Consider the following 22,722-nt stretch of genomic DNA (forward strand, 5'->3'; position numbering starts at 1 on the left):
ACTTTAATTATTTGAGTCCTTTTGTTCTAATTTTTTAGCTTTAAGTTCTTCATCATAACTGTGTAATAGATTGAAATCTTCTGTCTGCTCAATGGCAGTCATAATTTTCAATAAAATTTCCGGTGCTTTTTCATTATCATAATCAATATCCAAAGGAGCTTTGAATTCCATCGTAGGTTTTACACCGGTTACCTTTACGCGGAGTCCTTTTTTATCAAAAGCTCTTCTGAATCCGTTTATTTTGATTGGAATTACAATAGGACGCTGGTTTTTTACCAGTTTGGCAGTTCCTCTTCGTCCCTGTGCAAAAGCCGATGTAGTTCCTTGAGGGAAAGTAGCTACCCAACCATTGTCCAATGCTTTCATAATATTATCTACCTCGCTCATGTCTACCATTCTGTTGACATTTTTCCCTTCAGATCTCCATGTTCTTTTTACCGTTACAGCTCCTGCAATTTTGAAAATTTTGGGAAGAATACCTTTGTTCATGGTTTCCTCTGCTGCCACATAGTAAAAATCGATCTTCGGATTCAAAAGATAGATCGGGTTTTTTATTGTATTGAGATATCCGTTGTTCACAGCACAGAAGGCATGGTACATGGCCGCCACATCTGCAAAATAGGTCTGATGGTTGGATACAAACAGTACGTTAGAGTCCGGAAGATCCACAAGGTGTTCTGTACCGGTTATTTTTAACTTATTAAAGCCATTGAATCTTCTGTAAGATACAATTCCTAAAATAAAAATAATAAACCTTTTCAAAAAATAAGGAGTTCCGAATGCATCGGTGAAAATATTTTTCTTCGCCATCTCTCAATTAAACACGGTAGTGCAAAGTTACATTTTTTTCAGCAACTGACTGAATTCACTTAATATCATCGCTGTAGCTCCCCAGATAATGTATCCGTTGAAATTAATCACGGGCACTTCATGTCCGCCTGCACTCGGCAGAGCCATGATTTCCGGGGTGTCCGACAGGTTTAAAAAGGAAGTGATCGGAAATTCTATGGTTTCCACAGCTTCCGTCTGTTGAAGAACGAAAGCAGGATTCTTTATTGTATAAGAAATATAGGGATAAACATAAAAATTGCTTGGTGGAATATAAATCGGAGACATTTCTCTGATGATTCTTACATAATGTTTATCTATTCCTATTTCTTCGGAGGTTTCCCGAACTGCCGTTTCAGCAAAATCCCTGTCCATTTCCTCACGCTTTCCTCCGGGCAGAGATATCTGTCCGCTGTGTCTGTCGTGTTCATTAATCGTCCTTTGGATCAATGGAAAATACCACTCGTTGTCTTTCAGATATAAAACAATATTAACCGCCGCAAATTTGGGATTCTTTGACAATACTTCATCATACGTAAAAACGGGGCGGTAGGGAGGTGAAAATACTCCATGGGCGTGCTCACCGGGAAGTTCCACGCTTTTTATTTTTCTCAATAAATCTTTTCCAAAATTTTCCATAGCTCAAATTTAGCAATATATCTCGAAGAAATAAATGCCTTAACATTAATTAACCTGTGAAATATCAGGATTTAAAGCTTTAAACCCTTAATGTGACAGGGTAATTATTTAACTGAAATAACAGGGAGATGTTGTACCGGAAAATTGACGGAATTGGCAATGAAACAATATTCGCTGGCTTTATGATGAAGCTGTTCTGCTTTTTCTTTCATAAATTCTGTGGCGACAGTTACCTTTGGATGCAAAGTTACTTCTGTGAAATGGCCGCTGCCACCGGCTGTCTCTGCCATGATGCCCGTTGCCTCGTCAGTGTAATCTGTAACAATAATGCCTGCTTCAGAACAGAAATGAAGATACCAAAGCATGTGACAGGAGGAAAGTGAAGATAAAAACATTTCTTCAGGATTATATTTTGTCCGGTCGCCACGGAATGCCGGATCAGATGATCCTTCAATCACGACTTTGTTTTCTGCTGAAATAGTGTGGCTTCTCTCATAATCTCTGTAACCGCTGGTTCCTGATCCCTGATTTCCCGTCCATTGGATGGTGATTTTGTAATGGTGGTTTTTCATATTTTAAAGATAAAAGATAAAAGATAAAAGATAAAAGATAAAAGATAAAAGATAAAAGATAAAAGATAAAAGATAAAAGATAAAAGATAAAAGATTTTGTTGTTAAAATTCAATAGGGGTGGGCTTTAGCCCAGCCTACATAAACAAAAAACATCTATTGGCTTTAGCCGAAACTTATAGCAAGAAAGGTAATAAAAAAACCTCCAGAAAACTGAAGGTTTTAAATTTTTTAATTAGAGAATTCTATCAATTCTTCTTTTTTGGCATTGTAGATTTTGTATTCTAAATATTTAAAAGAATCCCTTGGAACAATGGTTACCCACTTTTTGTATTTGATAAACCATTTCATCTGGATACTTTTAATGCCTTTTGTAAGGTAGGCTTCCACAAATGGGTGTACGTGCAGGTAGATTTTTCCTTTTTCTTTCTGCAGGATATTTCTTAAGGTTTCACCCATTCTTTCCACGATAACAATAGGAGCTACAATTTCTCCGTCTTTGTTCGGGTTTTCTTCTTTGGTGTCGATCTGTTTTTCCGGACGGTTTCTCTGTCTGGTGATCTGGATCAAACCAAATTTACTTGGAGGAAGGATTTTGTGGCGTGCTTTGTCGCGCTTCATTTCCTCTTTAAGATGCTCGTAAAGATCTCTTCTGTGATCAGAATTCGGCATATCTATGAAATCGATAACGATGATACCTCCCATATCGCGGAGGCGAAGTTGTCTTGCGATTTCTGTAGCAGCCATTTTGTTCACTTTCAGTGCATGCTCTTTGTTGACAGCTGTTCCGGTTGTAATATTGTTTCCGGAGTTGACGTCCACTACGTGAAGTGCTTCTGTGTGCTCAATAACAAGATAGGCTCCTTTGGAACTCGGAATGTTGACGTGTTTTCCGAAGCTCTGTTTAAGCTGTTTTTCAACATTGTAATATTCCAGAAGTGGAATATGGGAATCATAAAACTGGACAATATTTTTCTTTTCAGGAGCAATTACTTCAATGTAATTTTTCATTTCGTTCACCATTTGCTCATCATCGCAGATGATATTCACGAAGTCCTGATTAAAATTGTCTCTTAAAATAGCTGAAGCTTTGTCTTCTTCGCTTAAAACTTTAGACGGAACTTTATTTCTCTGGATGTTTTTGAAAGTGCTTTCCCATTTCTGAACCAGCTGGTTCATGTCATTATGCAGGTCGGCTACTTTTTTCCCTTCTGCCACTGTTCTGATGATCACTCCGAATCCTTCAGGCTTGATGCTGTCGATAAGGGTTCTCAGTCTTTCTTTTTCCTCAGAACTTCTGATTTTTTTGGAAATAGAAACTTTATTGTCAAAAGGAATTAAAACCAGGAAACGTCCTGTTAATGAAATCTGGGTAGAAATTCTTGGACCTTTGGTAGAAATAGGTTCTTTGGTAATTTGTAACAGAACAAGATCGTCCTTGGCAATTACTTTGTCTACCGTTCCGTTTTTGTCTATTTCGGGTTGTATCTCGAAATTTTTTAAGCTCGAAGTGCTTTGTTTTTTAGAAATAGTATCTTTTAAAAACTTTCTGTATGTAAGATACTGAGGTCCCAGATCCTGATAATGCAGAAATGCATCTTTGTCATATCCGATATTGACGAATGCTGCATTCAGGTTTGGGGCAAGTTTTTTTACTTTTCCTATAAACAGATCTCCAACTATAAAATCGCTTTTGTCTTCTTGCTCATGAAGTTCACATAGTCTTCCGTCTTCCAGCAGCGCAATCTTTGTAAGATCATCTTCATGCGAAACTATTAGTTCTTTCTTCATTTTTTAATAAGATAAAATTGTTAAGATTATAGGAAGTGGATGTTTTTTATTGATTAATTCATCTATTAAATATAAGGATTTTGAATGAAAACCATTATATTTTTATTAAAATAATATTTGAAACCCTCCGTTTTCCGCGGAATCTTATAGTTGCAAACAAAAATATAGTTAGTGAACTTTAAAAATTTAAATCCACCAACTATATTATTATATTGTAAATCTCGAGAAAAAGAGATTATTTTTTCTTATGTCTGTTTGCTCTTCTTCTTTTCTTTCTTTTGTGAGTCGCAACCTTGTGTCTTTTTCTTTTCTTTCCGCTTGGCATAATTTTAATTTTTTAGTAACTAGTTAATATTCAGTTAATGTTCTTATTTTACTGCAACTTTAGTTTTTACTTTCTCAACAAAAGATTTTGAAGGTTTGAAAGCAGGAATGTTATGAGCAGGAATCTCAATTGCAGTGTTTTTAGAAATATTTCTTCCTGTTTTAGCAGCTCTTGTTTTAATGATAAAAGATCCAAAACCTCTTAGATAAACGTTATCCCCATTATACATAGAAGTTCTGATCTCCTGCATAAAAGCTTCTACAACTTTCTGTGTTTCATTCTTTTCTGTTCCCAACTTATTTGAGATGGTGTTTACCAATTCTGCCTTTGTCATTTCCTTATTTTAATTTTAAATTTTAGGTGTGCAAATTTAGTTAAAAAAATTGAATACTAGCAAATTAGTGGCAAAATATTTTTATTCAAAGAGTTGGACTTTTTATGTATACACTATATTAAGGCAGGATGGTGATAATTTAACAATAAAATAATGTAACCGGATAAAGGTACAAAAAATTGATGAACAAAATTTAATAAATGCTGGTTATAACTGGTCTGGCAGCACTTTATCGTCTTTAGTATACTATTTTTGAGATCCTTTATCTGCCCTTATCCATCCACCCGGATTTGAATTTTTCAATTGAAATCAGATTTTTTTATAAACTGGAATTATAATATCCGTTTTCTACGCAGAAGCGGATAAGATGAAGTTTGGTTTTCAATCCCAGCTTTTCTGTAAGTCTGTTGATGTAGGTGTCAATTGTTCTGGTACTGAGATTGAGTTTTTCTGCAATTTCTTTATTGCTGAATCCTTCATAACAGAACCTCATGAGCTGTATTTCAGATGGGGAAAGCTCTTCCTGTCCTTTTTTCTGCCTGTCCATATATTCCTGTACGGCTAGCGGCTGCTGTTCCCATTCTTTGGAATAAGCCTGATAGTCGAAGTCGTCAGAGGCAATACTTCCTTTAATAATATCCTTTATAATGGTGCTTTTTTTCTGACAGTAATAGATATTGGGAATCTTTGAAAGGATTTCCGCCATATCTTCCTGATAAGTGCCGGAATACGTAATAATAGGGGTTTCAGTATTATTTTTTCTGATGTACTTAATAGCTTCAATTCCACTTAATACCGGCATGAAGAGTTCAATAATGAACACATCTTCCTGTCTTCTGTAGATTCTGTTTACCAGCTCATGCCCATTGTTACAATCATTCAGAAGCATATAGAAAGGATTTTCCATAAGTGTTTTGATCATTATTTTTTTAAAATAAAAATCACTGTCAGCAATGGAAAAACGTACGGTATTAGATAATATTTTACTCATTCTTAATATCGATTTGGCGAATGATATTTAAAATTCAGAGGTCTAATTTATGAAAAACTTATCAAAGTGAAAATTAATATTAATTTAATCAGGGTTTTCACGAAACAGGGTTGGGGAAATTACGTATTGTGCATAAAAATTTTTTTTTATATTTTCACAGGCCAAACAAATCGCAAATTATGTCTTCTAACAGGGAAAAAAAATTAAACAAATCTGACGTCAGAACGGGCATTTGGAAGTTTATTCTGTCATTTGTCGTTTTGTCGGTTGTATCTTTTGCTTGCTTATTTCTCTTCTTTAAGAGTTATGATATACAGCGGGAAGGAATTAGCCGTGAAGCTGAAGCGTATAAAGAACTGATGCTTCGAAGCGACGTGCTTAAGGATCACATTGATGATATTTACGACAAAATGAACCAGCTTAGCATCAATAAGGTGGAGAATGAGGTATTTCTGAGAACCAGTATTATGGATAATGTGAGAGATGCCAAAAATATTATGGGTAAAGACAGTGTACAGAGCTTTAAACATTATGCCGTACTGATGAAGCAGATTGTACCGATGATGAATTTAAAAGCAAAGATCATCGAAGTAGAGTATCAGAAAAAAACCGTTTTACGGGATCTTGATGAATGCATGGGCAAGATTAAAGTAACCAATAATGAACTTCGGAAAGACCCTACGAGAAATTTCACAGGAAGTAGAAGAAGAAGATAAAAAGAAAAGATATGCAAGGACAAATCACATTATCGAAGAAAGAAAGGCATTATCAGTTTTTTTATTTAATACTGATGTTGGTGACTGCCATGTTATTTTTGGGAGTGATCTTTTTAAAAGGATTTGAATCCCCTTTTTCTGATGAAGATGTAAGAGGTATTCAGAATCTTGAGCAGAAAGCCGAATTTGAACAACACCAGAAAGTTGTTCTTCCCATCATGGACAGTACCTATACCATGATTACAAAACTTACTGATGACGGACCACAACCTTTTATCGAAAACAATATCCAGCTGGGCGTAAACGACCTTAACAGCTATTTCAACAGTACTGATGTTGTGGATATCCGTAAAGATGCCTATCCGCAGATCGCGAAATTCTATAAAATGTATTTTGATGACAAAAAAGTCATTTCAACAACCTCTGAAGACATTAAAATTTTCCAGAAACAGGTGGATGAATGCAGAATCGGATTTAAAGATAAGCAGAATAAGCTTTATCAGCGCGAGCAGGATCTGAAAGCAAGAATGCAGTAAGCAAATAAATACTAGGAACATACATAAAACACATCACAATTACTAACTATGAATTATTTTCAAAAGAACAAGAAAAACATTATTATCGGTGTTATTGCAACTTTGCTGATCGCAGCATTGGTTGCTCTGTGGCTGCAGAAAAAGGTAATACATTCAGCAGATGATATTGTTGGGGTGGTTTATCCGTCTTCACTGGCGGTAGGAGACACGCTTTTATTCGAAGATAAAACCCAGTTTGCCAAAACCAAGAGATGGAATTTCGGAGATGGGACAACTTCAGATAAAAACAGTGGTATTCACTTCTATAATAAACCGGGATATTATCAGGTGATTTTGATCGTCGACAACAAGTACACGAAATCTTTCCCTGTAATGGTAAGCGCAAGAAGCGTTCAGAAACCAAAAGATACTGCAACGGCAAAAACAACGATCGAAGCCGTAAGTCAGGCAATGCAAAATGAAAACGTGACCTTCCGTGCTATTTCCGATGCAAAACAGTTTGCATGGAAATTCGGTGAGTCCGGAAATACAGATGCTAAGGATAAATTTACCATCTATTCCTATAAAAAACCTGGGGAGTATCTGGTGACTCTTTACACAGAACAAAGCCAGGATCCTATCTATCACCGTATCAAAATTCTTCCGGCTTATGATGCTCTTGCTGAAGATGAAGTTTCAGTGGAAGACTCTTATGCCAAAGTAGACAATGATTTTAAATATCACCTGCAGCAGATTGCCAACGGAAACAGTTTCAATATGCACTACAATTACCTGCTGAAAACCTATCTGTGTAACAATGAAAATACAGTGGTAAAAGTAAATGACAGCAAAGTGAATAACTTCTACATGTATTGTGCAGGCCTTCAGTTTGACAAAAATACAGTGATTCAGACGGTAAAAGTAAACCTGGACGACACACAGAACTGTGTAACTAAAGTAGATATTAATCAAAGCAAATAATTTTGTCCGGTCTTACGGATGTACCAATCATAAAAAGATTAAATAGGATGAAAAATAAATTTCCTCTAGCAGCATATTATATAGGGTTAACAGTATTATTGACGAGTTGCCAGGTAAAACTGCCGTCAAAGAAAACCCCGGAGCCTTCACAGTATGGGCAGGTGGATGCATCCCCTGTCGTTAACGGCTATCCGAAAAAGTCAGTGCCATGGATCGTTATTTCAGACCGATCAAGAAATACGGCATATCTGGATAAAGATGATGAGAAGTCTTACAAAGAAGTAAAATTCCTTGAACCTTTAATGGTTTTAAAACATAGAGACGGAATGGTAAAAGTAGCGGAATATGTTCCGGATGCTTTAATGAAGAAAGTTTCGTCAAAATCGATCAAAACATATGGCTGGATTCAGGAGTCTGATCTCCTTCTCTGGAATAACGCTTTAAAAAGTGAAAAGACAGGTTATCCTGTAAGAGTGGCAGTAGTACCTAATAACAGCGAAGTCATCAGAAATGCTGAAAGATACTATAAAAACGACTCTATTATGGTGTTCAACTCACCAAGCCTTATTGAAACAGCCAATGTAAAAATTCCTAACGGACAAATTGTATATGTATACAAGATGGCCGAAAATAACAAACGTTTTCTGGTAGGTAAAAAACCGTCTGTTGATATGGACAGTATCAACAAAGGACTTTACGGCTGGGTAAGCTCCAATGTAATCTCCACCTGGGGAGAACGTTCCGCTATCAGACTTAAAAATACAACAGGAATTACCGATACAACGCTGGGAATTCATGAAGGACATCCGGGTGGATCAGCATCGGATGCGTCCAACAAAACAGCTATTCTTCTTACCGATGTGAATAAGAGAACACAGCTGGAAAATATCTTCCCGGTAAATCTTCCTTTAGAAGAGGCTCCAACACCTGATACCAAGACAAAATATTTCACCAATATTTTAGATTACAGTAAGAATTTCGTATCCAATGTACTGGGTGAACCGATTTATTTCGACCGTTACAGAGAGATCACGGAAAAAGATAAAAACATCAATATTGTTTTTGCATTAGATGTAAGTGCCGGTAATGCGCCTTATGCACCTATTGTAAAATCATTGTTACAGGATCTTCAGCTTAGGTTTGAAAAGCCTTCTTATTTTAGCAATGTTAAATATGGAGCGGTTTTATACAAGAACAATCCTTGCGGAGATAATGTTTCTGTCTCCAGCTTAAGCACAGATTACAGTAAGATTTCATCATTTATTGATCAGAAAACGAATGAAATGAACTGTGCCAGCAATAGCGGCTATCAGCCGGTAGGAGAGGCTCTTACGGCAGCAGGAAACCTTCTTTCCAATGTTCCTGATGAAACCAATATTGTTGTTACTGTAGGAACTTCTGCCAACCAAAGCGGAAATATGTACAGTGTAATCAGTTCTCTTACCCAGGCTCAGGCAAGACTGATCATGTTCCAGACCAGTGCAAGATCATCCGATACCTACAATGATTTTGTATTAATGGCGGAAAATGTGGTGACCAATACAGCCAAAAATATTGCCGAACTTAAAAAACAAAAGATCATCAACCAGAATGATGTGCTTACCAAGAATAATTTCAGCCTTGTGGAAGGAGATACAGGATTCTTCTCTTTAGCTTATCCTAAACAGAGTATGTCCCAGGGATTCGTTATTTTCCCCAAGAAAGGAGACATTACGACTCCGGGATTCCTGAAAAAATCTGTTGACAGCCTTATTGCGCAGGTTACTCTGGATAATCAGACTATTGATAAATCTCTTAATGAATACTTCCATTCATCCGTAGGAGCGGGTAGAACAGATGTGGATTTAAAATATAAATATCTGTATCCGGGACTTACCAATCCGGTTTCTGCAGGAATTGCCGCACAGCTGATCAACTATGGAAGCCCATTCCTTGTAAAAGGATATATTCCAAAAGATCTGAAAGAGTTTACTCCGGCAATAGAAAAGGGAATTCTTATTTCTGAATCGGAATATGATAACTTAAAAGCTTTCTACACGGAAGTATACAGAAATACTCAGGCAGACCGTGCAGATTTTAATCAGGGAAGAGCTATTAAAGAGTATGTTAAATTACTGAAGAAGTACAATCCTACAATAAAATTCTTAGATAAAGGAGCACTTTATGAGCTGCCAATGTCTTATGCGATCGGAATGAGTACCGGATTTGATCTTTCTGAAGAAGAACTGATGGCTAAATATAAGCTGAAAGGTTGGAAAAAATCAAAAGTAGTTCCTAGTGAAACAGTAAAAAATTATTTCCAGCACTATAAAAACTTAGCGGACAGAATGCTTGCCAACAGAAACAACCCGGCTGTAAAAATTCAGCAGAACGGGCAGACTTTCTACTGGCTTAATGAGTACTTTACTCCATCCAGAATTCCAACAGAACAACCGGAATATACAAAGCATTAAAAACATTTTTTTGTTATATCAAAAGCAGGAGTATATACTTCTGCTTTTTTTTGTAGTATAAAGAAAGATCAACCAACCTTAAATCTTAAATTTTTAAACTTTGAACCCTTGTTATTTCTCTTTGATGTGTGAAATTATTTTTTATCTAAAAAAAGAGAAATAATTTAAAACGCTGTATTTATGGTTATTATAATAAGGTTGATAAATCCATTGTCGTAGAATTACGACAAGAAATCGTAGAACTACTACAAATTCTCAGATTTATAGAGAAAAGTTTTTTTTAGCGGAAAAGAGCCTCTATATTTGCTAACACAATCACCGAATCACAAAATATTACTAACGATTAAATTTACTAATCATGGCCGAAAGAAATTCAAGAGGAATCTTAAAATTCAATAATGGAGAAGGGCAAAAGCTGTTAAAAATGAATTACAGCGTTTCCAGATCTACAGATGTTTCAGGACGTGTAGCATCAGATCCTTCCAACGCATTAATCAAGGTTACCGTAGAAGCTACTGAAAAATCAGATATCCTTGAAAGCTTGCTGAACGGTAAATATAAGCCAACTGTAGGAGAGATTACTTTTAACAAATCTCACGAAGAAGGAACATTGATTACACTGAAATGGCAGAACGGATATGTAATCCAGCATCAGGTAGATTTCGACGCCATCGACAGCAACAGTATGCTGATCAGCTTCGTAGTAAGTGCGGAGACAATCGACTATGGTACTTCTCAATACGCCGGGCTATGGCCATCCAGCTAAATACTGACACACATTATCAACATTCATAAGAAGAAAGACTGTCCCTATTTAAGACGGTCTTTTTTTGCCTGAATGAAAAATTATGACCTGAGAATTTTATTTTATAACGTGTTTATATAATGTTTGTTATATAAAATATTGTTATCTTTAATACTAAACACAAACACAAAGCATATGAAAACCGAATCAAAGACCAAAGGATCTTCTTTCCGTCCATCTCAGAATGCAGACGGGATATCCGAGAATCATCACGCAGGGATCAACCGGCTGGTCAAATTATCACTGGTTGTAGAAGGTAAAATTATTAAGTACTATAAGCATTTCACTCTTAAACAGAAGGCGGGTCACCACCACGAATTCAACCTTGTTCTTGCACACGATGCATTGGGAGACCGGCAGAGCCATACCCTTGAGGAAGCCAACAAATTTTTAGGAAAACGTCTTACAGCTGTTATTTCCTACAAAGATATTGAGAAAAGTCCGGAAAGGAATTTTGTTGGGGTTATTACCAAAGTAGGATTCAGTCAGGAAAAAATGAGTCTGGGAAATATTGTACTTTCCGGATACAGCCCGACGATCCTGCTGGACGGTGCTCCGCATATCCAGAGCTTTGGCGGCAGCCAGCCCGTTAATATGGGAATCATAGCCAAAGAAGTAATACAACAGGGAATAGATAAAGAACGGTTTGATATAAGAGTCGATACCAATGATTATTCCCAGATCATTTACAGCAGCCAGTATAACGAAACCCATTATAATTATCTGTCGAGAATGGCAGAAGCTTATGGAGAACAATTTTATTATGATGGTGAAGTTTTGCATTTTGGAAAGCTTCCTCCACAAAATAAGCCTATAAAATTATTATATGGGAGCAATGCTGATAATATCAGGGTAGAGCTCAAAGCAGCTCATACAAAACCTCAGTATTATGGCTATAACAGCAGTAAACATGAAAAACTGACTTCCGGGGAAACTCCAGTTGACCATTTAGGTGATCTGGCCCGTACCGCATATAGTCATAACAATAAAATATATAAAACTCCGGCACTGCAGGTTGCACCTATTAAAGCAACAACACACCTGGATGTGGAGCATTCTCAAAGAAGCGCGTCAGGAAGTGAAGCGGTTAATGTATTTTCGGTTTCAGGATCTACAACCGTTCCTTTTTTGCATCCCGGATGTATTGCTGATATTCATATGAGAAAACCGGACAGCAGTGAAACATCTTATTTTACGAAGGTTATGGTGACCGAAGCCGTTCATGAAATTGATACGATCGGACATTACACAGGAACTTTCGAATCCATTGCCGCAGACACGGGTTTTCTGCCCAAACCGGAATTTACGGTACCGGCTGCCCAGCCACAAATTGCAACGGTAATTTCCAATACCGATCCGGAAGGGCAGGGAAGAGTTCAGGTAAGATTCGACTGGCAGATGAATGATACCACTCACTTTGTAAGAGTAATGAGCCCCGATGCAGGAGGAACCGATCAGATCACTCAAAACCGTGGTTATGTAGCTATTCCCGAGGTAGGCGATCAGGTGATGGTTAATTTCGTGCATAGTCATCCGGACAGACCATTTGTAATGGGAGGAATGTTTCATGGCGGAATAGGCCTTGGTGGAGGTGCAGACAATCGTGTAAAATCTATACAAACGCGAAGCGGCCACAGAATCGTTTTTACAGAAGACGAAAGCATTATTATTACAGATAAAAGCGGAAATGAAATCCATCTGGATACAACCGGAAGTAATATCAACATTACAGCACCGGAAACCATGACCCTGAACTGTAAGAATATGAACATCAATGTAGGAGAGAATATGACGACGACAGTGGGAATGAATAAGTCTGATAGTATTTCAATGAATCATACGGAGAGTGTGGGAATGATGAAAAACCTTTCTGTAGGCGCCAATTTCATGACGAATGTTGTGGGTAGTTTAATGGAATTTGTTAAAGGAAATAGAGAATCCAAAGCAAAAGAAGTAAAAGAAAATTCTAAAAGAAGAGAAATTATTTCTCAGGAGAATAATGATATTCATGCACAGAATCAGTTTAATAATAATAGTGGTGAAAATTCAAAAATGCATTAAATCATGTCTATTATACGAATTACTGAAGGTGAAAATATTACAGCAATAGAACAAAATTGGACAGTTTTTACTGATCATTTTGAAGCGTATGCTGGAAATAACAGCCATTTTACAGCTAAGAATGGTACTTTTATCGGGGAGCCGAAAAAAGATAAGTCAGAAGAAAAAAAATATTTTGTAGAAGGAAAATGGTATTCAGATGCTGAAGGTAAAAATCTAATAACCGAGGCAGCTATAGGCCAGGTTGTATATTTTCATATAAAAACGCAAAATATTACAGATCCTGATGCAAAAGTAACCTTACAATTATATGATGACGATGGAGGGCTTGGGGGAGAACCTGATCCAATAAATGTAAGAGAAGTCAAAGAAGATGGAAGTCCTGGTGCTCTGGTTACTGAGAAACAGGTAATCAATAATAAAATTGTCTATAATCTCACTTTAAGTGATGGCTTGGCAAGTTTTATTGAAAATGATTTTGGAGATAATATTGAGCTTTATTTTGAATGCAACTATAAAGAAGATTTAAATATTAAGCTTCCATTAACATCTGATTTTTATCTTAATGTTGAAATCTGCGATAAAAATGTAGTGCAAAGCTTCAATAATAGACAATATGGAAGTTGTGATTTTTATCGTTTTAGGTATGATGATTTCATGCGTCGTCATAAACATTGTGGACACACTCCTCCTGTATATTATTTTGGAGAGATGAGAGAACTAAGTTTCTGGAGTGCAATAGATGATATCAAAGAATGGTGGACCCCAAGTCTCACTGAAGAAATGAAACAAGTAAGTATTTCAGTAAATGAGGTAGAAAAACAGGGGAATAAGTATAAACCTGTTCCTTCAAGCAGCTATGGATTTAAATATTGCACTCGTTTTTCTAGAATTCTTATGCCCAAGCTAACTTCACGCGGTAAAGCATGGCTTACAGAAGCCAGATATAAGCTGCAGGAATATATGGAAAAAGGTGTCATTGACAAAAATTATATCGCAACATATGATACAGTTTTGCCTGAAGGATTAGAAGATAATTTCAACGATCATTTTAAACCCACTTTATTTGAAAGAATTCAATACAGGAATGATCCCCGAAAGTTAGAAGAAATTAAAAAGAATAATATAGAAAAATATTATACTGATATAGAGATAGATAATGAACGTTTTCAGGAGTTTGCATTTGCTACCCATCCAGATGCTTATGACCCACTAAAAATGAGATATTTGCCAGCGGATGATTTATTAAAGGTAATGTCTACACCAGATATGAAAGAATGGTTGGGAGCTGCTACATGGAAACAAGCATTAATTATGGCAAGAAATTTAGATTATCGTGAAATAACTGAAGTGACTTTAGAACGATTTTTCAAAAAATACGTATTAGGAAATGATGAATTTAAATAATATAAAAAAGATAATTTGTATTATACTTTTAATCAGTATTAATTATGGATGTTCACAAACCACAAAGCTAGGGCAAATGAAATGGATCTCAAAATATGACTTTTTTGATTTATATAAGAAAAATATAAATAATGGAAATTTTGGTCCTGAGACTGGCCTGAAATTAACAACTTTAAAGTTTTTAAATGAAAACACTATTTTCTTAGCCGGAAGTAAAGATTTACATAGTTTTTACAATAAACCTGGATACTCAGCAGTATTGTTTGTTTCAACAGACAAAGGAAAGAGTTACCAGGAAATTACTTTTCCGGAAGAATATGTAACATTTATTTCTCCTTCAGATAAATATACTCTAATTGAGACAGGTAGCGGTGGTAATAGCCAATCTGGGAAAGTAGTGCTTTATCTCATGAATAATCATACGTTAGAATATAAAAAAATTGATGAATATTCTTCTAAATCTGAAATTATGTATTCGCAGTTTAATGGTGAAAATGTTGTTTATTCAGAAAATGATAATCAAAAAATATTAAATCTTCTGACAAAAGAAGAAGTCGAATTACCGGAGTATTTGAAAAAAACACCTTTTATTCTGAAAAAAGATAATACAGTCACTTCTTTATTGAAAGATGAAATACAAGAATATAATTTAAAAACCAAACAACAAAAAGTCATCAAAAAATTAAAAAGTAATTATGATGTTCTGTATTATGAAAATGAGGAATATTTATTAGGAAAGTCTGGAAGATTTAAAACTGAAATGACAATTTATAATCAGAATGAAGGCGAGCTATTTGTGGAGAATGAAAAAACAATAGAGTATTACCGCTACAGAAACTTCGCTTGCTATTTCAAAGAAACCCGTCCTTATGTTACATTCTATTATTCTTATGATTATGGTAGAACGTGGAATGAATATCATGCAAAAGATTTTTTTACTACTACTATTCCTAAAGGCTTCTATAAAGATCAGCTTATTGTTTTGGATGTAGCATTTTATGATAAAAATGATAATAGCCACATTATTGTAGGAGAGTTTCAGAAATAGAATATTTCATATGTAGTGTTAATAATTATGAAAGAATTAATTTATATCGTATCGATATGTAGTTAATTTTCATTGTTAGGATGCAAAAGTAAAGAGCAAAAATTTTTGGATAATCATAAAGTAATTCTTTATGAGACTAAGGAAGCAGAAGATTTTATTAATACTGCAAACATAAAACCTGACGAAGCAAAACAGATTCAAGCAGCTTTTGCTATAAAAAATAATAAGAAACCTGAATCTTATAGCTTCTTTATAATAGACAATAATTATGTTTTTACCTCTTATTTTCATCCGAAAGTTCCAGAAGCTTCAACAAGTGGAATATGGGTTGATAGTAAAACGGGGATTGCAAAATATATTGAAACTGGAATATGGTTAAGAGCTTACAAACCTTATCTTGAAAATGGTGAATCCTATCCTTTTCAATAAAAACTTAACCATACTATTCAAGTAGGGGGGGTAATTTGCCATAAAAATGGACCTTCAAAATCAGTCTTAAAACAAAAAACACCGTTGTTACTTCTCTAATTGAAGAATTAACTATCTTTATATCGTTTAGAATAAAATAATTAATTTTAGCATCACAAAAAGAACGATTTTTTATGTCTTGGTAAAAGGAATGAAAAATAAAGATCAAAATCATCAAATCTGCATAATAAACAGAACGCAAATATATTAATATAAGAAAATTATAAATGGGAGTACTAGTAACCAACGAAACAGTAAAGCAACTATTTCACATTGCTCAGTCGATAGCGAAGGAAAACTATAATGGAACTTATGGAGGCCCGCATATTCTGCAGGCTTTAATGCATAAAGATATCGGCCTTAATGAATTTCTGAAAAGTATAGATAAAGATCCGGGTTATTTCTATGAATGGGCAGATGTCCGTATCGAAGAATATCCGAAAACCAGCCATCTTCCGGATGAAGTAGGACAGGATGAAGCGGTAGATACCCTTATTGAAGAGGCTGATGATATCCGTTTAAAACTAGGACTGGATGAGATTACTCCTATCTGCATCCTGACAGCCATTGTAAAACCACAGGTTGTATTTTCTCTTCAGCAGTTAAAATCACTTCCGTTGAGAGAACATGAGATCTTCAATCTGTACAGAAAAGATACTCCGTTTACTGTTTCAGAAGATGGAGATTTTTCATCATTATTTTCAAATGGTTCAGCAGATTATTCAGACTCTTCCTTTCCTTCCATTAAAAGCTATTGTGTAGACAGAACGGCGCAGGCGAGAAAAGGAGAAATCGAAAATATCATCGGCAGGGACAAAGAACTCAGAATGCTGGTGGAAATCCTTTGCCGAAGAAGCAAACCGAATGTGATCATCATCGGAGAGCCGGGAGTAGGAAAAACAGCTTTGGTAGAAGGTTTTGCTACAGAAATTATTAAAGGAAATGTTCCTGAAATGCTTAAAAACGGTACCCTTTTAGAACTGGACACCGGAGCATTATTAGCAGGAACTTCTTATAAAGGTGAAATTGAAGACCGCCTGAAAAAAGTAATCAATGAATGTAAGAAAATTGAAAAAGCCATTCTCTTTATTGATGAAATCCACACCCTTTTAGATCCGAAAGGAAGCATCGGAAACGTTGCCAATCTCCTTAAGCCTGAACTTGCGAGAGGTGAAATTACCGTAATCGGAGCTACAACGCAGGAAGAATACAGAAAAATTATAGAGCCGGAACAGGCTTTCAACCGTCGTTTTGAAGTGTTAACCGTTCTTGAACCGGATGAGAAAACCTGTGTCAAAATGATTGATGTCCTATTGGAAGGCTACAAAAAACACCATGGTATTGAAGTGGAAAAAACAGCCCTTCCCGAATGTGTACGTCTGGCAAAAAGATATGCCAAAGGTAAAAAATTACCGGATGCCGCTATTGACTTATTAGACAGAACAATGGCAGCCATCAAAATGCTTGATGAACTTTCCGAAAAAGAACTTGAAAGCTGGAAAGAAAGTTATGATGCGATTTTAACAGAAGAATATGCCGACAGCAAAGATAAAGCGGATGAACTGATCTGGACTTACAACCTGCTGAGAGACAAAATAAGCCCGATTCTCTGGGGATCACTGAGTGAGCAGCCGTCCATCGACAACTCTATGCCGGTAGATCAGATCCAGAAGATTATTGAAGATACTTACGCAGAACTTTTACAGCATGCCGCCAAAAAAAGAGAAAAAGTTGACAGATTGGAGCTTGCTGCTGTAATGGCTGCCAAAACCAATATCCCAATCGGGAAAATCCAGGCTCAGGAAAAAGAAAAACTCCTGAATATGGAATCTCTTCTGTTGAACAGAGTCGTAGGACAGGACCATGCATTGAAAATCCTTTCCGATGCTATTGTTGAAAACCGAAGCGGATTGAACAAACCGGGACAGCCTATCGGATCCTTCTTCCTTCTTGGACCTACCGGAACCGGTAAAACAGAGCTGGCAAAATCAATGGCAGAATTACTGTTCAATGATGAGAAAGCCATGGTACGCTTTGATATGTCAGAATTTAAAGAAGAGCATTCCGCAGCTTTGCTATACGGAGCGCCTCCGGGATATGTAGGATACGAAGAGGGTGGTATGCTGGTAAATAAAATCAGACAACAGCCTTATACCGTTGTGTTATTTGACGAGATTGAAAAAGCTCACCATTCCGTTTTTGATGTATTCCTTCAGATTATGGATGAAGGAAAAGTTCATGATAAATTAGGTAAAGAAGGAGATTTCAGCAATGCGCTGATCCTGTTTACCTCCAATATCGGAAGTGAAGAGATTGTAAAACAGTTTGAAGAAGGAAAAATTCCGGAATCATCTTCACTGATGCAGATTATGTCAAACTCCGGACGATTCAGACCTGAGTTTCTGGCAAGAATTACAGAGATCATTCCTTTTGCACCGATCACGGAATCTATTGCAGAAAGAATTTTTAACATTCAGCTGAAGTCACTTCATACTTCATTAACAAGATTGGGAATTGCTTTAAAAATTACTGATGAAGCGGTTAAAAACCTTGCATTAGGAGGATTCAGCAGCAAATATGGAGCAAGACAGATCTCTGGAGTCATCCGTGCACAGCTTGCAAGACCGATCTCTAAAATGATTGTGAGAGAAGAAGTAAAATCCGGCCAGACGATTCATGTAGACTGGAATAAAGACGAGGAAAAACTAAGCTGGAAAGTAGATTAAGTATAAAGCAAAGGGGTATTTGCAGCCAGCTTTTACCCTTTTGCCTATAAATAAAATTAAAATGAAAACAATTGTCAGAAATATCTTTACAGGTTTTCTATTATTAGGATCCGTGATTATGATCAACGGACAGTTTCTTGCTGCTTCCGACACCTCGGAAAGCAGTGTGAAAAAATATAAGGGTATCATTAATGCCAATAAAGATCTTGTAGAATTTATTGAACAGTTACTCCTTCAGAAAGGCCTTCCCAAACATTTGCGAAACCTGGCCCTGATTGAGTCCCATTTTGACAGAAATATTACCTCAGGAGCCGGAGCAGTAGGGATCTGGCAGTTTATGACAGCCCATGCCAACCAATACGGACTTACTGAGCAGGGACGTACCGATATTTATAAAAGTACCAAAACAGCTGCTATTTCACTGAGTAATCTTTATAAAAAGTACAATAACTGGGTGACAGTAGTCGCTGCTTACAACTGCGGAGAAGGAAATATTGCCAAAGCGATGGAAGCTGCAGGTTCTACCCAATACCATGAATTTTATAAATACCTTCCGGGAGAAACCATTAATCATGTAAAGAAATATCTTAATGCATGCTATGCAACAGGAGAACTTCAGAGTGTACTGAATAATTATAACTCTGCAAGAATCAATAAGATTTTCTTCCAGGGAGACCGGAAAGAGACTGCTGCAGCGCTTTCAGAAACGGAGATCAATGCAGGATTCAACCTGAACGTAGTTGCCGCTGAACTGAATGTAGAAGTGGATAAAATTCTTGCCTGGAATCCCGGAATTATGGAAGAGCTTCAGAAAAAAGGAGAAAGCCCCTTCTATCTTCCGATGGATCTGATGCCGGACTTTCTGCTAAGAAAAAATAAAATATTGGTTCGCTCCCTAAAAGAAGGAGGAAAAATTCAGCAGTAAAATATACCAATGAAATAAAAAGCAATCATCAAAACTGATTGCTTTTTTTATGGTATAATCTGTTAAAAATACGCCAATGTTTTATTAATATAATCTTAATATTTCTCAATGATGTGGAAAATTGTTGATTTTCCATGCTTGTTTTTAATGAGTTAAAATCCTTTGTTAATAAGGTTTGTGGTAGGTTTTTTAAATCCAATGTCGTAGAATTACGACAAGAAATCGTAGAATTACTACAAATTTTCAGATTTCCATTCAAAAGCTTTGTTTAGCGGAAAAGAGCCTCTATATTTGCTAACACAATCACCGAATCACAAAATATTAACGATTAAAATTTACAATCATGGCCGAAAGAAATTCAAGAGGAATCTTAAAATTCAACAACGGAGAAGGACAAAAGCTGTTAAAAATGAACTACAGCGTATCAAGATCTACAGACGTTTCAGGACGTGTAGCATCAGATCCTTCCAACGCATTGATCAAAGTTACAGTAGAAGCTACTGAAAAATCAGACATCCTTGAAAGCTTACTGAACGGTAAATACAAACCGACCGTAGGAGAGATTACTTTCAACAAATCTCACGAAGAAGGAACACTGATCACTTTGAAATGGGAAAACGGATACGTAATCCAGCACGAAGTAGACTTCGACGCTATCGACAGCAACAGCATGCTGATCAGCTTCGTAATCAGCGCTGAAACCATCGACTACGGTACTTCCCAGTACGCAGGACTATGGCCTTCAGCAGGTAAATAAGCCTATTCATCATCTTAGTAAAAATAAAATTGGTACAGAACAGCCCTTGTAAAAGTTTGCTGTTCTGTTTTCTGCTTTACAATAAGTTTCAGATAAGTATCACTTACGGAAATCAATATCTGGAATTTGCAAAGCCTGTAATGATACCTACAGCATCAATTCAACATTTATTAACTTAAAAACACGTAACACTATGTTTCAAGATGATAAAATTACAGTAAAGAATTCTCAGCAATCTATCAGCCAGGATACAGAGACGATAAAAAAAACTGCGTAGGAAAATGCGGTTACGAAAGCAGAGGAAAAGGTAAACCAGGCAGGGAATAAAATAAAAAAGACAGCAGAAGCGGCACAGCATTTAAACTCAGCACAGGAAACAGGAAAGTTTCTGAATCAAACGCTGGTTTCTAACGACCCTTCCGTTGTTGAGACAAAAGTATGGGCCAAACAGCCTACTTCAAAAATACATAATGCAGAAGCGATTTCTCAGAGCTATATAGCAGGAATCAACCGGGTTATCAAGCTTGATGTAATCATAGAAGGTGAGATTATTAATCATTTCAAGCATTTTAAGCTGGTACAGAGTGCTACCAGGCACCATGAGTTCAGTCTGATGCTGGCCCATGACACTTTGGGTAAACCGGAAAATCACAATCTGGAAGAAGCTCAGAAGTTTTTAGGAAAAAGAATCACAGTTGTTTTCAAATATAAAGATATTGAGAAAGGAGCCGAACGTAATTTTGTAGGAGTGGTTACAGAAGTAGGCTTCAGCCAGGAGAAAGGAAGCCTTGGAAATATTATCATCAAAGGCTACAGTCCAACTGTACTTCTGGATGCAGCCCCTCATATTCAAAGCTTTGGAGGAAGCCAGCCTGTAAGTTTGAACAGTATTGCTGATCAGGTAATTAAAGAAGGGCTGGGACAGCATAAATTTGATTTCAGAGTAGATGCTCAGCATGGAAATATATCGTATAGCTCACAGTATGAAGAAACCCATTATAATTATCTCGCAAGAATGGCAGAAGCGTATGGAGAGCAGTTTTATTATGATGGAGAAGTTCTGCACTTCGGAAAGCTGCCGCCACAGGAGAAACCTGTCAGGCTTACTTACGGAAGCAGTGTAAGTGATATAGCCATCAAAATGAAAGCCCAGCATGTAAGTCCTACTTTTTATGGTTATAACAGCAGTAAAAATGAGAAGCTGACAGCTGGCAGTTCAAAAATTAATCATACTTCAGATATTGCAAGACGTGCTTACGAAATATCAGAAAAAACTTTTACCACTCCTTCTTTGAGAGTGGCGCCTATTAAAGCATCTTCCTTTATGGATATTAATGCTTCCCAGAAGGGAACCGCAGGAAGCAAGGCTGCAGAAGTTTTCGTTACTTCGGGAACTACAACAGTTCCTTTCTTATATCCGGGATGTATCGCAGATATCGAAATGCGTAAAACAGAGAGTAATGAAACCTCTTATTTTACAAAACTGATGATTATTGAAGTTTCTCACGAAGTGGATGCCAGAGGCTATTATGATGGCAAATTTGAAGCAATTGCAGCAGATACAGGATTTATTCCTCGTCCCGAATTTCAGATGCCCAAAGCAGAAGCCCAGTTTGGAAAAGTAATTTCAAATACAGATCCTTTAAATCAGGGAAGAGTACGTGTGCAGTTCGATTGGCAAAGCGGACCTGATACTACTGAATTTGTCCGCGTAATGACCCCGGATGCAGGAAGTAGTGATAAAGTAAGTAAGAACAGAGGATTTATGGCTGTTCCGGAAGTGGGAGACCAGGTTATTGTCAATTTTGTACATCAGCACCCGGACCGTCCGTTTGTGATGGGAGGAATGTTCCATGGGGGAATAGGTGGCGGTGGCGGAGCCGGTAACAATATCAAAAGTCTGAGCAGCAGAAGTGGAAATAAATTAGAATTAAATGATGGTGAAGGCTCTGTATTTCTGACGGATCAGGGCGGGGCTAATATGAAGTTTGACGGGGCAGGAAATGCCCAGACTAATGCCAATAACAATAAAACGGTTAACGTAGGAAATAATAATACGGTAAATGCCGGCAGTACAAATTCTATTAATGTCGGAGGAAAAGAAGGCGAGGCAGCCAATTCAGTCCTGACAATGGACGCAGCCGGAAATATTGCTCTGGAAGGAAAAACAAAAATTGAATTAAGAGTTGGTGAAAACAGTATCACAATCACTAAAGAAGGGATTACTATCTCTGCAAAAGAAGGAATGCTGGATTTGAATTCATTAAAAAATGCATTACTGGTAACACAGGATAACCTGAGTATTCACAGTAAAGCAGTCACTTCAATGAATGCTACAGGAGATATATTTATTACCGGAAGTAATGTTGATATCAACTGATG

At 36.6% G+C, this 22,722-nt stretch carries 19 protein-coding genes; 13 read left to right on the top strand and 6 right to left on the bottom strand.

Features of this window, described 5'->3' with window-relative positions:
* Window positions 1–3 precede the first annotated feature (3 nt).
* The 6 genes from AC5YGI_RS07230 to AC5YGI_RS07255 form a co-directional block, all read right to left on the bottom strand.
* The gene (locus AC5YGI_RS07230; RefSeq protein ID WP_062675350.1) at window positions 4–810 is read right to left on the bottom strand and encodes a lysophospholipid acyltransferase family protein; all 807 of its coding nucleotides are present in this window, start codon (window positions 808–810) and stop codon (window positions 4–6) included.
* A 27-nt stretch (window positions 811–837) separates the two neighbouring features.
* The gene (locus AC5YGI_RS07235) at window positions 838–1,467 is read right to left on the bottom strand and encodes an NUDIX hydrolase (protein ID WP_110011656.1); all 630 of its coding nucleotides are present in this window, start codon (window positions 1,465–1,467) and stop codon (window positions 838–840) included.
* Window positions 1,468–1,571: 104 nt separating this feature from the next.
* Window positions 1,572–2,039, bottom strand: a complete 468-nt coding sequence (locus AC5YGI_RS07240) for an OsmC family protein (protein WP_496167895.1) — start codon at window positions 2,037–2,039, stop codon at window positions 1,572–1,574.
* A gap of 229 nt (window positions 2,040–2,268) precedes the next feature.
* A complete protein-coding gene (locus AC5YGI_RS07245; protein ID WP_062675344.1) occupies window positions 2,269–3,828 on the bottom strand; it encodes an Rne/Rng family ribonuclease in 1,560 nt (519 codons plus the stop codon).
* Between the two features lie 368 nt (window positions 3,829–4,196).
* Window positions 4,197–4,487, bottom strand: coding sequence for an HU family DNA-binding protein (locus AC5YGI_RS07250; protein WP_002984212.1), 291 nt, complete (start codon window positions 4,485–4,487; stop codon window positions 4,197–4,199).
* A gap of 319 nt (window positions 4,488–4,806) precedes the next feature.
* Window positions 4,807–5,478 (bottom strand): response regulator transcription factor, encoded by a 672-nt coding sequence (locus AC5YGI_RS07255; RefSeq protein ID WP_047429454.1) that lies wholly within the window; start codon window positions 5,476–5,478, stop codon window positions 4,807–4,809.
* Window positions 5,479–5,657: 179 nt separating this feature from the next.
* Between AC5YGI_RS07255 and tssO the strand changes: the two genes are divergently transcribed.
* The 13 genes from tssO to AC5YGI_RS07320 all read left to right on the top strand — a co-directional run bounded on the left by tssO (window position 5,658) and on the right by AC5YGI_RS07320 (window position 22,720).
* Complete coding sequence (gene tssO / locus AC5YGI_RS07260) at window positions 5,658–6,194, top strand: type VI secretion system TssO (RefSeq protein ID WP_110011659.1); 537 nt, start codon at window positions 5,658–5,660, stop codon at window positions 6,192–6,194.
* Window positions 6,195–6,205: 11 nt separating this feature from the next.
* Complete coding sequence (locus AC5YGI_RS07265; RefSeq protein ID WP_110011660.1) at window positions 6,206–6,730, top strand: type VI secretion system transmembrane protein TssO; 525 nt, start codon at window positions 6,206–6,208, stop codon at window positions 6,728–6,730.
* Between the two features lie 48 nt (window positions 6,731–6,778).
* Entirely contained in the window at window positions 6,779–7,690 is a 912-nt protein-coding gene (locus AC5YGI_RS07270) for a PKD domain-containing protein (protein ID WP_110011661.1), read from the top strand.
* A 47-nt stretch (window positions 7,691–7,737) separates the two neighbouring features.
* Complete coding sequence (tssR, locus tag AC5YGI_RS07275; RefSeq protein ID WP_330745445.1) at window positions 7,738–10,143, top strand: type VI secretion system protein TssR domain-containing protein; 2,406 nt, start codon at window positions 7,738–7,740, stop codon at window positions 10,141–10,143.
* A gap of 358 nt (window positions 10,144–10,501) precedes the next feature.
* Window positions 10,502–10,909 carry a type VI secretion system tube protein TssD gene (gene tssD, locus AC5YGI_RS07280; protein ID WP_110011663.1) on the top strand — a complete coding sequence of 136 codons (408 nt, stop codon included), beginning with the start codon at window positions 10,502–10,504 and terminating at the stop codon, window positions 10,907–10,909.
* A gap of 174 nt (window positions 10,910–11,083) precedes the next feature.
* Window positions 11,084–13,009 (top strand): type VI secretion system Vgr family protein, encoded by a 1,926-nt coding sequence (locus tag AC5YGI_RS07285; RefSeq protein WP_330745446.1) that lies wholly within the window; start codon window positions 11,084–11,086, stop codon window positions 13,007–13,009.
* A 3-nt stretch (window positions 13,010–13,012) separates the two neighbouring features.
* Window positions 13,013–14,416: a hypothetical protein gene (locus tag AC5YGI_RS07290; RefSeq protein WP_496167897.1), complete on the top strand. Its 1,404-nt coding sequence runs from the start codon at window positions 13,013–13,015 to the stop codon at window positions 14,414–14,416.
* The gene (locus tag AC5YGI_RS07295) at window positions 14,400–15,464 is read left to right on the top strand and encodes a hypothetical protein (RefSeq protein ID WP_330745448.1); all 1,065 of its coding nucleotides are present in this window, start codon (window positions 14,400–14,402) and stop codon (window positions 15,462–15,464) included. Before AC5YGI_RS07290 ends, AC5YGI_RS07295 begins: the two co-directional genes overlap by 17 nt.
* 105 nt (window positions 15,465–15,569) lie before the next feature.
* On the top strand, window positions 15,570–15,893 hold the full coding sequence (locus tag AC5YGI_RS07300) for a hypothetical protein (RefSeq protein WP_330745449.1): 324 nt from the start codon (window positions 15,570–15,572) through the stop codon (window positions 15,891–15,893).
* Between the two features lie 266 nt (window positions 15,894–16,159).
* The gene (locus tag AC5YGI_RS07305) at window positions 16,160–18,658 is read left to right on the top strand and encodes an ATP-dependent Clp protease ATP-binding subunit (RefSeq protein ID WP_446106592.1); all 2,499 of its coding nucleotides are present in this window, start codon (window positions 16,160–16,162) and stop codon (window positions 18,656–18,658) included.
* Between the two features lie 61 nt (window positions 18,659–18,719).
* The gene (locus AC5YGI_RS07310; protein ID WP_330745451.1) at window positions 18,720–19,583 is read left to right on the top strand and encodes a lytic transglycosylase domain-containing protein; all 864 of its coding nucleotides are present in this window, start codon (window positions 18,720–18,722) and stop codon (window positions 19,581–19,583) included.
* Window positions 19,584–19,926: 343 nt separating this feature from the next.
* Complete coding sequence (gene tssD, locus AC5YGI_RS07315) at window positions 19,927–20,340, top strand: type VI secretion system tube protein TssD (RefSeq protein WP_062675331.1); 414 nt, start codon at window positions 19,927–19,929, stop codon at window positions 20,338–20,340.
* Between the two features lie 613 nt (window positions 20,341–20,953).
* Window positions 20,954–22,720, top strand: coding sequence for a type VI secretion system Vgr family protein (locus tag AC5YGI_RS07320; protein ID WP_496167900.1), 1,767 nt, complete (start codon window positions 20,954–20,956; stop codon window positions 22,718–22,720).
* Window positions 22,721–22,722: the final 2 nt, after the last annotated feature.

Source organism: Chryseobacterium sp. CS3K3.1 (assembly GCF_059515165.1).

What these genes read in the sequence shown, in the direction of transcription:
- AC5YGI_RS07270 (WP_110011661.1), top strand. Translation starts at nt 6,779, where the DNA reads ATGAATTATTTTCAAAAGAACAAGAAAAACATTATTATCGGTGTTATT.
- AC5YGI_RS07245 (WP_062675344.1), bottom strand. Translation starts at nt 3,828, where the DNA reads ATGAAGAAAGAACTAATAGTTTCGCATGAAGATGATCTTACAAAGATT.
- AC5YGI_RS07240 (WP_496167895.1), bottom strand. Translation starts at nt 2,039, where the DNA reads ATGAAAAACCACCATTACAAAATCACCATCCAATGGACGGGAAATCAG.
- AC5YGI_RS07265 (WP_110011660.1), top strand. Translation starts at nt 6,206, where the DNA reads ATGCAAGGACAAATCACATTATCGAAGAAAGAAAGGCATTATCAGTTT.
- AC5YGI_RS07235 (WP_110011656.1), bottom strand. Translation starts at nt 1,467, where the DNA reads ATGGAAAATTTTGGAAAAGATTTATTGAGAAAAATAAAAAGCGTGGAA.
- tssD (WP_110011663.1), top strand. Translation starts at nt 10,502, where the DNA reads ATGGCCGAAAGAAATTCAAGAGGAATCTTAAAATTCAATAATGGAGAA.
- AC5YGI_RS07285 (WP_330745446.1), top strand. Translation starts at nt 11,084, where the DNA reads ATGAAAACCGAATCAAAGACCAAAGGATCTTCTTTCCGTCCATCTCAG.
- AC5YGI_RS07255 (WP_047429454.1), bottom strand. Translation starts at nt 5,478, where the DNA reads ATGAGTAAAATATTATCTAATACCGTACGTTTTTCCATTGCTGACAGT.
- AC5YGI_RS07305 (WP_446106592.1), top strand. Translation starts at nt 16,160, where the DNA reads ATGGGAGTACTAGTAACCAACGAAACAGTAAAGCAACTATTTCACATT.
- AC5YGI_RS07250 (WP_002984212.1), bottom strand. Translation starts at nt 4,487, where the DNA reads ATGACAAAGGCAGAATTGGTAAACACCATCTCAAATAAGTTGGGAACA.
- AC5YGI_RS07310 (WP_330745451.1), top strand. Translation starts at nt 18,720, where the DNA reads ATGAAAACAATTGTCAGAAATATCTTTACAGGTTTTCTATTATTAGGA.
- AC5YGI_RS07290 (WP_496167897.1), top strand. Translation starts at nt 13,013, where the DNA reads ATGTCTATTATACGAATTACTGAAGGTGAAAATATTACAGCAATAGAA.
- tssD (WP_062675331.1), top strand. Translation starts at nt 19,927, where the DNA reads ATGGCCGAAAGAAATTCAAGAGGAATCTTAAAATTCAACAACGGAGAA.
- tssR (WP_330745445.1), top strand. Translation starts at nt 7,738, where the DNA reads ATGAAAAATAAATTTCCTCTAGCAGCATATTATATAGGGTTAACAGTA.
- AC5YGI_RS07295 (WP_330745448.1), top strand. Translation starts at nt 14,400, where the DNA reads ATGATGAATTTAAATAATATAAAAAAGATAATTTGTATTATACTTTTA.
- AC5YGI_RS07320 (WP_496167900.1), top strand. Translation starts at nt 20,954, where the DNA reads ATGCTGGCCCATGACACTTTGGGTAAACCGGAAAATCACAATCTGGAA.
- tssO (WP_110011659.1), top strand. Translation starts at nt 5,658, where the DNA reads ATGTCTTCTAACAGGGAAAAAAAATTAAACAAATCTGACGTCAGAACG.
- AC5YGI_RS07230 (WP_062675350.1), bottom strand. Translation starts at nt 810, where the DNA reads ATGGCGAAGAAAAATATTTTCACCGATGCATTCGGAACTCCTTATTTT.